The organism is Mesorhizobium sp. M5C.F.Ca.IN.020.29.1.1, assembly GCF_003997375.1.
GTDB lineage: Bacteria > Pseudomonadota > Alphaproteobacteria > Rhizobiales > Rhizobiaceae > Mesorhizobium > Mesorhizobium wenxiniae.
Window position 1 is genome coordinate 1 of the sequence record NZ_RZSW01000852.1, and the last position, 1,851, is coordinate 1,851.

The 1,851-nt window shown below is 68.4% G+C and carries 1 protein-coding gene; it reads right to left on the minus strand.

Annotated elements, in window-relative coordinates:
* Positions 1 to 1,851: condensation domain-containing protein (locus EOA85_RS34260; protein ID WP_245486307.1), on the minus strand; the 1,851-nt coding region annotated here is incomplete at both ends.

Here is a 1,851-nt window from a genome sequence, read left to right on the forward strand (position 1 = left end):
GCGCCACCGCCTCCGGCGCCTTTTGCACCTGCTGCTCGAACAGTTCATGGATGCACCGCTCCGACGGATAGGCCGCCGCCGTCCGGTTCAGCTCCTCCAGCAGATACGCACGCTCCGCAGCCGGCAGGATGGCCAACTCGCGCACCGGCGTGTTGGGGGCATGCTCCAGTGCCTCTGTCAGTTGCTCGAGCGCGTGCTGCATGTAGCCGCAGACCCGATCCGCAGAGACAGGCTCGGCCACCTGCGCCGTCAAGCCGAGCGCCTCGCCATAATCCTCCACCGACAGGGTCAGCGGATAGTTGGTGCGTTCCTCGTCGCCCAGCCATTCCATGCCGGACAGACCATCTGCCGTCCCGGAGCCGGCCATGGCCGCCGGCGTATTGTGACGGTAGTTCAAAAGCGCGCCGAACAGCGGCGCCGGCGCCGCAACCCCGCTGCAGCGTTGCGCCAGCGCCAGCGAGGCATGCTCGTGCGCCAGCAGCTCGGAAAGCCTCGCATGCGTGGTCCGCACGCTCGCCGCGACCCCGGTCCCGTCCAGGTCAAGCCGCACAGGCAGGGTGTTGATGAACAGGCCCATCGTGCGGTCGGCGCCCGCGCCCGCCTGCATGCGGCCGAACAGCACCGTGCCGAACACCACCTGCTCTCGGCCGCTGCTGCGCGCCACCACCTGACCCCAGGCCAGATGGCAAAGGCTCGCCAGGCTCACCCCAAGCCGCCTCGCCTGTTCCCGCAGCCGATCATTGAGCGCCTGCGGCAGCATCCGATGCGCCTCGCCGACGCCGCCGCCGTCGCCATAGACCTCGCTTAAGCCGAACGGCGTGGTCGGCTCATCGATGTCGGCCAGCATCGTCCGGAAGAACTGCTCATGCGCCTTGGCATCGACATCCAGCCGCGCCTGCGCCACCAGATTGCGGAACGGCTGCGGTGCTGGCAGCTCATGCCCGCGTCCCTCGAGCACGGCCCGCACCTCGGCATGCATCACTTCCAGCGTCGTGTGATCGCCGATCAGATGATGCTGCAGCTCCAGCAGCAGCCAGCGTGTGCTGCCGGGCTCGCGCGCGATCACAAACTGCAACAAGGGCGCCCGGCCAACATCGATGCGATGCCGCAGCGGATCAAACCGGCGCCTGAGCTCATCGGCGCCGGAACCGTCACAGGCATCCAGCTCGACCTCGCTCACCTCCAGCGGCGCACGACGCCACACCACCTGGGCCGGGCTCGACAGCCCCTCCCAGACAAAGGCCGTGCGCAGGGTGTCGTGCCGGTCCACCACCTGCTGAACCGCGCCAAGATAGCGCTCCAACAGGCCGCGATCGGCAAACGCCATCTGCGACACCAGCAGGTAGGGATCCCCCTTCGTCGCCAACAGATGATGGAACAGGATGCCGTCCTGCAGCGGCGACAGGCCATAAATGTCCTGGATGTTGCCGACACCACCGGGCACCGTGGCGACGATCCGGTCGATCTCCGGCTGGGCCAGCTCGATGAGCGGCAGCATCTGCGGCGTAATCGCCGTGCTCTGTTCGGTGATCAGGTTGGCAGGCACCGCGACCTCGTGATGGCTGCCAAGGCTTGCGGCAAGATCGGCCAGCACCGGCCTGGCGAACAGGGTGCGCACCTCCACCCCAAGCGACAGCTGCCGCAGCCGCTCCATCAGCTGCACGGCCAGCAGCGAGTGACCGCCGAGCTCGAAGAAGTGGTCGTGGCGCCCGACCCGCTCGACACCGAGAAGCTCCGCCCAGATCTGCGCCAGCGCCGTCTCGACCGCGCCGCGCGGCGCCTCATAGCTGCGGCGCGCATAGGCGTCGTCGGCCGGCGCCGGCAGTGCCTTGCGGTCGAGCTTGCCGTTCG